The sequence below is a fragment of the Papillibacter cinnamivorans DSM 12816 genome, from assembly GCF_900176335.1.
Taxonomy (GTDB): domain Bacteria; phylum Bacillota; class Clostridia; order Oscillospirales; family Oscillospiraceae; genus Papillibacter; species Papillibacter cinnamivorans.
The window spans coordinates 1-8596 of record NZ_FWXW01000018.1; the positions used below are offsets into that span (position 1 = coordinate 1).

10 protein-coding genes are annotated in these 8596 nt (G+C 56.4%); 3 read left to right on the forward strand and 7 right to left on the reverse strand.

Annotation, left to right across the window (positions count from 1 at the left end; translation table 11 throughout):
- The 3 genes from B9A13_RS13740 to B9A13_RS13750 form a co-directional block, all read right to left on the reverse strand.
- Positions 1 to 448: class I tRNA ligase family protein (locus tag B9A13_RS13740; RefSeq protein WP_143807043.1), on the reverse strand; the 448-nt coding region annotated here is incomplete at its 3' end.
- A gap of 461 nt (positions 449 to 909) precedes the next feature.
- On the reverse strand, positions 910 to 1809 hold the full coding sequence (locus B9A13_RS13745; protein WP_084235725.1) for a DUF975 family protein: 900 nt from the start codon (positions 1807 to 1809) through the stop codon (positions 910 to 912).
- Positions 1810 to 1845: 36 nt separating this feature from the next.
- Positions 1846 to 3588 (reverse strand): VanW family protein, encoded by a 1743-nt coding sequence (locus B9A13_RS13750; RefSeq protein ID WP_159448160.1) that lies wholly within the window; start codon positions 3586 to 3588, stop codon positions 1846 to 1848.
- A 296-nt stretch (positions 3589 to 3884) separates the two neighbouring features.
- Between B9A13_RS13750 and B9A13_RS13755 the strand changes: the two genes are divergently transcribed.
- From B9A13_RS13755 to B9A13_RS13765, 3 genes are all read left to right on the forward strand, one after another.
- Positions 3885 to 5579 (forward strand): S-layer homology domain-containing protein, encoded by a 1695-nt coding sequence (locus B9A13_RS13755; RefSeq protein ID WP_084235727.1) that lies wholly within the window; start codon positions 3885 to 3887, stop codon positions 5577 to 5579.
- 171 nt (positions 5580 to 5750) lie between these two features.
- Complete coding sequence (locus tag B9A13_RS13760) at positions 5751 to 6200, forward strand: cell wall hydrolase (RefSeq protein ID WP_423241272.1); 450 nt, start codon at positions 5751 to 5753, stop codon at positions 6198 to 6200.
- A 21-nt stretch (positions 6201 to 6221) separates the two neighbouring features.
- Positions 6222 to 6635: a hypothetical protein gene (locus tag B9A13_RS13765; protein WP_084235728.1), complete on the forward strand. Its 414-nt coding sequence runs from the start codon at positions 6222 to 6224 to the stop codon at positions 6633 to 6635.
- Positions 6636 to 6792: 157 nt separating this feature from the next.
- On the opposite strand, the gene B9A13_RS14190 is transcribed toward B9A13_RS13765, so the two are convergent.
- The 4 genes from B9A13_RS14190 to B9A13_RS14195 form a co-directional block, all read right to left on the reverse strand.
- Positions 6793 to 6963 (reverse strand): hypothetical protein, encoded by a 171-nt coding sequence (locus B9A13_RS14190; RefSeq protein ID WP_159448161.1) that lies wholly within the window; start codon positions 6961 to 6963, stop codon positions 6793 to 6795.
- A gap of 96 nt (positions 6964 to 7059) precedes the next feature.
- Entirely contained in the window at positions 7060 to 7407 is a 348-nt protein-coding gene (locus tag B9A13_RS13770) for a phage holin, LLH family (protein ID WP_159448162.1), read from the reverse strand.
- 2 nt (positions 7408 to 7409) lie between these two features.
- A complete protein-coding gene (locus B9A13_RS13775) occupies positions 7410 to 7709 on the reverse strand; it encodes a hypothetical protein (RefSeq protein ID WP_143807044.1) in 300 nt (99 codons plus the stop codon).
- Between the two features lie 389 nt (positions 7710 to 8098).
- The coding region (locus B9A13_RS14195) for a hypothetical protein (protein WP_159448163.1) at positions 8099 to 8596 on the reverse strand (498 nt) is incomplete at its 5' end.

Here is an 8596-nt window from a genome sequence, read left to right on the forward strand (position 1 = left end):
TGCCGCAGTCGGGGCACTTCCCGTCCACCAGCTGGGTTTCCGTCCAGAAGGACTCGCAAGGCGTGCAGTATTTGCCCTTATATGTGGATTTGTAGATGTCTCCCTTTTCGTAAAGCTGGCGGAAGATCTTCTGGATGGACTGCACATGGTACGGGTCGGTGGTGCGGATGAAGCGGTCGTTGGAGATGTTCATCAGCTTCCAGAGGCTCTGGATGCCCGCCACGATCTGGTCCACGAATTCCTGGGGGGTCTGCCCCGCAGCCCGCGCTTTTTCCTCGATCTTCTGCCCGTGCTCGTCCGTCCCGGTGAGGAACATGACATCATACCCCTGCATTCGCTTGTACCTCGCCATCGCGTCGGTTGCCACGGTGCAGTAGGTGTGCCCGATGTGCAGCTTGTCCGACGGATAATAGATGGGGGTGGTGATGTAATACTTCTCTGGGCTCATGGGGGTTCCTCCTTCATGTTTGCTCCCTCCGCGCCCGAACGGGCCGCGAAAGGATAAACGGCCGCAGTTCGGCCGATACGATAGTATATACCACGAAACGCGACGCGTTCCGTGGTGTTTGGCATCGTTTGCGGTTCCGCCCGAAGGGCGGGAGCAAATCGCGCCGTCAGGCCCGGTATAATAACAGCTTGCGGTTCTTATACCACAAACGCAAAGCGTTTTGTGGCATACGGCATCGCCGCCGGTTGCTCCTTGCGGGCGAGGCGGCCGCGCCGTCAGGCCCGGTATAATAAACCGCTTGCGGTTATTATACCACTGATACCGGCGGTCTTACAATATTTTTCCCGATTACTCCGGGAAAAACCCTTTAAATTCGCGGTTTTGTCAATACAAAAAAAAGAAAAACGGCCGCGCCGGACCAGTTCGGTCCTTCGCAGCCGCAGATTGCACAAGCAGGGGATCTATTCTTCCCGCAGCTCCGATTCTCCGCTTTCGCCGGCAAGATCCCGCACGAAGCCGGCCGAGGCAAGCTCCAGGTAAGGATACACATAGAAAATTGCGGCTCCGGACGTAACCAGAAACAACAGGTACCACAGCGCAAAGGACAGACGGAACAGGAAAAAACGCACCATCCGGCCGCGCATGAACCGGTTTGTCCTGGAAATCGCCTCCCGGACCGAGACCGCAGGATCGGTGGTCAGAATATAGTGCGCCGGCAGAAAGGACCAGGAAATCATGGTGGCCAGTACCATTCCCAGGAGCATCAGCACAAGCAGCGCCCGGAGCAAAATGCCCGCGGCAGACCCCGGTGCCGCGCCGTCGGACAGGCTGACCCACCAGAGAAAGGTTATAGGGATTCCCGCAAACGCAGCCAGCAGGCCCCATTGGATCAGGCCCAGCAAAAACCGCAGGCCCATAGCTCGTCCGGAATACCGGAGATCCCCGTACCATTTGAATATGTCCTTGAGTCCAGGCTTTAAGCCGGAGGCAAGGGCGTAATAGATCTCGCTTCCGGCCAGGATGACGGGCGCGGTGACGGCAAAAATCAAAACCTGGGACAGGAAAAAAAGAATCATCTGGGAACGCGTGATCGTGCTGGCGATCACCGTATCCAGCAAGTCAAACCGGAGGCCGAACCGGATCCCCTCCTCCGTCAGGGAAAAGAAATTCCCTACATCGGTTTCCCCGGCGGCGTATACATTCAGGAGAATCGTCGCGGAATACCGGGTTCTCAAATACCACATCGCCAGATGAATCCCCACGACGATCAGTGTCAGCAGGATGCAGAGGCGGAAATTTGCCGTCAGGGTCTTCTTGGCTTCCTGTTTAATCTCCCGGAATGTCCTGGATGATTTTTTCATATAGTCCCTCCTGCCTGCGGGCAAAAGGCCCGACGCCTATGCGCCCTGGGTTTCTCCGCCCGTTTCCGGCGTCTCCGACGGCGCCGGGCTTTCGCTTGGCGTTGTCTCCGGGGTGGCCTCCGGGCTTGCCTCCGGCTGGTCGGTCACCACCGGCTCCACCGCCGGCTCCGAGCTGGGCTCGGGACTGGTGGATACGGGAACGGGGCCCACCAGGACCACCTTATCCCGCTTTTTATAATTGCTGGACGCTTCAAACGTCCGGCTGATGAGGTTGCCGTCTCCGTCGTACAGGCAGCGATAGGTTTCCACCTTGTACCCCGTGTAGCCGGTGATGTCCACCTTTTTAGTGCCGGGGGCCAGGGTCGAGTCCGTCTTTTCAATCGTTTCGTACGGGATGGTGGCGAGGATTTTATACTCCATCTTCACTGTGGTGTCGTCGGTCTTGGTTCCGATCAGCTGGATGGTGAGGGAATTGTTGGCCTCCTTGGCGTATATTTTAATGGGATAGTCCGTATTGTTTTTAAATTCGTAGTCCGGTCCTCCCCAGCTCACCGTGGCGTCCATGCCGTAGGGCATATAGGCCACCCGGTAGGTGTGGCAGTAACGGGTTACGATTTCCAGGTTGGAACGCAGAGTGGCAAGGTACAGCGTGGAGGACACCTGGCACACGCCGCCCCCGATTTCGTCCACCGTAAGGCCGTTGACGTAGGCGGGCGCCGCCTGGAATCCCCGCTCCACGGTCCGCTTGCCCACCGTCTCGTTATAGGAAAAAACGCCCCCCGGCATGATGATCTTGCCGTTTATGATGGATGCCGCCAGCTTCACGTTGCTGATTCTCGCCGCCGTCCCGCTGACGCTGGTGGTGCATTCGCCCAGAACAAACTGGAACAGAACCGTCTCCAGCTCTTCCGTCGTCATCTCCGGCTCCGTCAGGATCAGGTCGATTTCCGCCACCTGGCCCGCCGCCGTATTGTCCAGAAGAGTCTGTGCCTGGGCCAGGTCGAAATTCACTCCGGTGATACTGCTCACAATCTCCTGCGTCTCCCCGTCAAAATAGGCGTCCGAGGGCGCGGTATAAATCTGGCGCTGCAGCGAGGCCAGATCGATGGGATCCGGCTCTGCCAGAGAAAGCTCGCAGGCGACGGGATCGAAGTTCCCGGTCTGAAACGCGGTATATACCGCCTCCCGCAGCCCCTCCTCGTTGACCGTCCGCCCGGTTCTGCCCTTTGTAATGAGAAGGCGCTCCCGCGACACCACGTAGGAATATGGGAGCATTGCTACGTTGTTGCGCTCGGCGGCGTAGGAGATCTGCTGATTGATGTAGTCCTGGTCCACGGAGAATTCCGTATCCACCGTGTGGTCCTGAAACAGCGAAAAGAGATACGTCACCGCGTTTTCGGTTATGTTGCCCTGCCTGCCGTACCGGTAGGCCGCCTCGGCAGCCGCCGCCTCGTCGATTTCCGGCTTGGCATCCTCTGCGGAAATGGTGATGTCCCCGTTGGGGAAACGGACCGTCAGAGACTTGCCGGCGTATTGCCCCTCCATATCGCGGGTAAGGGCCGAAACCGCCTCTTCACGGGACAGTCCTCCCACGGGGATTCCCATGATGTAAGTATTGGGAAAAATATCCGTGCTGCTTGCGGACAGATAACAAAGCGCGCCGAAAGTGAGGCCGGCGGCGGCCAGAATCACCGCAAGCACAATCCAAAGCGCCTTTGTTCCTTTTCTTTTGGGCGTCCCGCCCGTTCCGGCGTTTTCCGGAGCGGAATCCTGAAACATACTCGTCTTTTCCACCTCGCCATAATAAGATGCCGTCCGCATTCCTGACCTGGACGGCACTTTGTGTACTGATTATATAATGCCCCGGCCATAAAATGCAATTACAGAATGGTTACTTTTTTATCCATACGTCAGGTGTAATTGGTGGAATGTGCGGTCTTTTTATCCAGTTTCGTATATGGTACAATGGAAGCAAATGCCCGATGCCCGCGCGGGGTGCCGTTTCAGCCCGCCGGACGCGGACGCGCTCCGGCAAAAGCAGAACATACAGAATACAAGGATAAAGGACGGCCGATATGACTAAAAAAGGAAACAATCTTAAGCGCTGTACCGGTTTGGCGCTTGCCTTCGCCATACTTTTCTCGGTATTTTCCGGGAGCCTGTCCGCCATGGCCGCCGGCTCCGGCGCATCCGGCATCGACCAGGTTTCCGATAAAGCCGCCTTCCTCGAGACGATCAACCGCCATTTGCTTTCCCGCGACGCATCCTTCTGCGTGAATTATTCCGGCAGGCTCGGCGACGTGTACACGGATTTTCCCACTCTGATGGACCAGGTCTGTGCCGCGGGGTCCGGCTCCGGCAATGGAGACTACCTGGAATTCAGCATGAAAAATATGGCCTTTTCTCTTGACTACGTGGTAGGAGAAAATCAGTATCCCTTTCAGTTTACCTTCGAATATCTCACTACGTCGGAGGAAGAACGGTACATAGATCTCCGCGTTTCGGAAATTCTGGAGGAACTCCAGGTTTACGGCGCCTCGGACTATATAAAAATAAGGACAGTCTATGACTATATATGCGTACATTTTTTAAATGATTACTCGCTAAAAAACTATTCCGTTTACGACGGTCTGACCACCGGAAAAATGGTCTGCCAGGGGTATGCCCTTCTTTTGTATAAAATGCTCACCGAGCTGGGCGTTTCCATCCGGATTGTTTCAGGCGCCAGCCGTGGGGAAGACCACGCCTGGAACATCGTCAGAATCGGACGGTATTGGTACAACTTGGACGTTACCTGGGATTCGGGCTATTCCGCCGGCGGTGTTCTCTCCCATTCGTATTTTTTGAAGGGTTCGGAGAATTTTCCGAATCACACCCGGGACAGCAAATACCTCACTTCCGGTTTCGTTGCGCAGCATCCCGTGTCCCCGGCGGATTTTTCCGGGGTGGAGAGCGTTTCTTTGCTGTCCCCGCCGGAGGGAGACGACGCGCTTCTTTTTCCAGGGGACACTTGCCTACTTTCCGTCTCTCTTTCTCCCGAGTCCAGGGCGTCCACCGGCGTTGTCTGGTCCTCCTCCGATGAAACCGTGGCCACGGTTTCCGCCGCCGGTTTTGTCACCGCCGTTTCTGGAGGCACGGTAACCGTCACCGCCACGGCGGCGGATTCCGGCCAGGCTTCCGCCTCGGTTTCCTTCACGGTGGTGGATTTTTCAAAGAGCTCCTCCTGGGCACAGGGCGGTCTCCGGCTGCTCTACGGCAGGGGGATCGTTCCCGTCTCCCTTCTCACCTCTTTCGGCAGCGGGATCACCCGGGGGGAATTCGTGGCGCTGCTGGTCAATTACTACGGTTACGCCGGCGGCCTGCTGCCGGAGACGGCGAGCTCCGATTTCATCGATATCGAGGGGCATCCTTATCAGTCCCAGATCAATACGGCGTTTTCTTTGGGCATTGCAAAAGGAAAATCCTCCGTCGTCTTCGCTCCCGACGATCCCCTCACCCGCCAGGAGGGCGCGAAATTTCTCTGCTCTCTCCTTTCCTGTCTGAAAGGGGAAATCGATCTGTCCTGTCCTCTTCCCTCTTATGAGGATGCGGGTCAGATTTCCGCTTGGGCCCTTCCCTATGTTGCTGCCTCCTATGAGCGAGGCCTGATGCAGGGAACCGGCCGGAGCTTTCTCCCCGCTTTTCCGCTGACGCGGGAACAGGCCATGCTTCTGGTGGAGCGCCTCGCGGAAACGGAAGAAATCCGCGCGGACGAGTCGGGCACCGCCTGAAGGCGCCCTTTGGGCCTGCGCTCCCGGCAGAAGTATCGCATTTGTGTTTCCCATCTGCAGGATATTCCGGACCGCCGTTTTCGGAATATCCTGCTTCTTTTATTAAGTTTTCCGGAATTCGGTCAAAATCGGTGTAGCAATCCGTAAAAAGCGGAATATCGTGATACTGAGGTGAAAGCGGTGGATACCAGAGATTTGTTTGCCAGACTGATCAAGTGCGAGGCGGGGGGCGAAGGTGAGGACGGAATGAAGGCCGTGGCGACGGTGGTGATGAACCGGGTTCGGGTCCCTTACGGGGAGTATCACACCGTGTGCCAGGGAAATCTCCGCAAAGTGATTGAGCAGGCCTGCCAGTTTTCCTGCTATAAGGTTACCATCGGAGGAGTTCCCAACAATCAGAACGTCTGGGTTCTGACGCCCGATCCGGTCCACTATCAGATCGCCGATTGGGCGATGAACGGCGGAATCCATTTGGGTACCGGCTCGGACGCCCTGTGGTACATGAATCCCTTTATGCCCCAGTGCCCGAATTTTTTCCCACCCAACGGAAACGGGTATTGGTTCACGCGGATCAATCAGCACTGTTTTTATAATCCCATGCCTTCCTATGCGCAAACATAATAAATGAGGTGGTAATAGAGTATGGCCAACAACAGTATCAACTGGGTAGGAAACAGAGTGGTGGATCAGAGTTCCTCCCGGCAGGCCGCCCGTACGCAGATGCCGGATCCTCCCGCCGCCAGTCCGCCGCCCGCCGCTCCCCAGGTCCAGTATGACACCGTCTATGTCACTCCTCCCGCCAGCCAGCAGGGGCCGCCGCCCGCCGCGGAGCGGGGCTACATCCCGTATTACCTGACGCAGAATATCGGGCGCAGCGTGAGAGCGGAATTCATTCTGGGCAACAGTTCGTACGTGGATAAATCCGGGATTCTTATCGAAGTCGGCGTCAACTATTTTGTTTTGCAGGATGTGAACTCGCGAAACAATATCATGTGCGACCTCTATTCCGTTCGGTTTGTCACCATTTTCACCGGCAGCGGGCCATCCGGTTTTTAATCCTGCGGCGGAGTCCGGCTTCCGGCCGGATATCGGAAAACCGTCTCTCCTTTCCGTCGGTCCTGCGCAGCGGCTGCATGCCTCGCCCCTCCCCTGAGGCGGGGTCCGCATCCTCCCGGCAGATGCCGGCGGAACGCGGACCCCGCTGCAGGTAACGTCAGGAATGAAACTGCTTGTGATACCGCAGCAGTATCACCGCAAGCTGCTCCCGGGTAACGGTATCCTGCCATCTGCAATCTCCCGTTTCATCTCCCAGGAACAGTCGGTTTTCCACGGCCCATTGGGCGGCTTCTTCCGCCCAGCCGGAGGGTTTGCTCTTTTCGGACATTCTGTCCTCCTCCCTGGATGAATTCATATGATCCTGCCGGAGGCTATCCGTAAAACGGGTCCGACCCGAAAAAAAGCCTTCGTTTATCTCCGTTTTTCAGGTTTGCTCTTCCCCGGGTTCGCCGATGGCGGCCAGGGCGGATAAAACCGCCGCGGTGTCGTTGAGCTTTTTCACCGCGGCCTCGATCAGCGCGTCCACCGTGCTGTCCACCGAAATGCCCAGTTCGTGGAGCAGGTTCACCACGAAAGCCTTTTTCTGCGCGCCCAGGCCGGACCCCTGAATGGTCTGTTCCGCCGCGGCGACAGCGGCCTGAACCCAGTTGGTCAGAACCGAAAGGTTCTGCTTGGTAATCAGTGACTGGATCCATGGGATCAGATATTTTACCGTGACGCCCAAAGCAAGCACCAGCAGCGCATCAAGAATATAGCCAAGCAAACTGTCCACCTTTATTCCTCCTCATCCTTTTCATCTTCTTTCCTCTTGTTTACGGCGCCATCCCGCTCCCTTCTCTGATCCGGGCCTTCCAAAGGGGCTTTGATCTGGTAAACCGCCGCAGCTCCGATGACTTCCGCCGCAAGCGTAACACAGAGAGCCCGCAGGCTTTCTGTGCCGCAGTATGCCAGGACGTACGACATAAAAAGCCAGATTGCTCCGTTTAACATCGCAAATCCCGCAATCCATTTGACGAGGCCGTTTCTGGACGGGGCTCTGCGGCGGCCGGTTTTCTTCCCATAGTGCTTTCTCAAGAGAATCTCCTTTCCTTTACACAGCAGCCCGCACCGTATTTTATTCCGGGAAAAGCGCGGGGGTGCTTCCGGGATGTCCTGAGCTCTTGTCGAGGAATTCCCGCTTTTGGTAAATGGTTTCATTTCCGGTTTGAACAACGCCTGCAAAAGCTTCAATGGGACAAAAACGGACGTTTGGGAGCAAAGAGCGAAACCTGAGGCTGCAGCGGGCGCAAATTGCGCTTCGCTGCAGCCTCTCTTTTGCACAAAGGCTGCGGCCGCCGCATACGGGATATCGCGGCGGCCGCAGCCTTGCTGAACTTCCGTGATACTATCGTCTTATATAATGCGGCGATAGCCGTGCGAATAAACCGAAAAGCGGTTTATTCAGTAAACATTTTATACGCAGATCAGGCGATTGCAGTATATCGGTAAAAGCGGATATCCGCCTCCTCCAGAGCATCCCCGTTTTGTTGGAGTATAAACGCGTTTTTGCCCTCCGCGCCGATCCACTCCATTCCGATATAAATATCCGTATCGGTCTTTGCCGCAAACAGCACGTTGAACAGCTTCGCCGTAAGGGTACCCCCGTCGTCCACTCTCCAGGCGGAAGATCCGTTAAGCTGTGCGGGATATTCCTTAGAGATGGTTTCATCCGGGGTCCTCACCGCTATGCTCGCCAGCAGGTCGTTCCCCTTCGCCTCGTACAGAACCAGATAAACGCCGATGCCGCCGTCCGCCTCCGCCAGTTTCCAACTTTCGGCAACCGGTCTTCCGCTTTTTGCCTCAAGTTGTTTTACTGCAAAATCGTCCAGCGCGGATGCATCGCCCGCCGTCATTCTCAGAAGGGCGTCCGTCGGCAGCTTTTTTTCATCCATCAGATAATATGTCTCGTTCGGTTTTGCGGT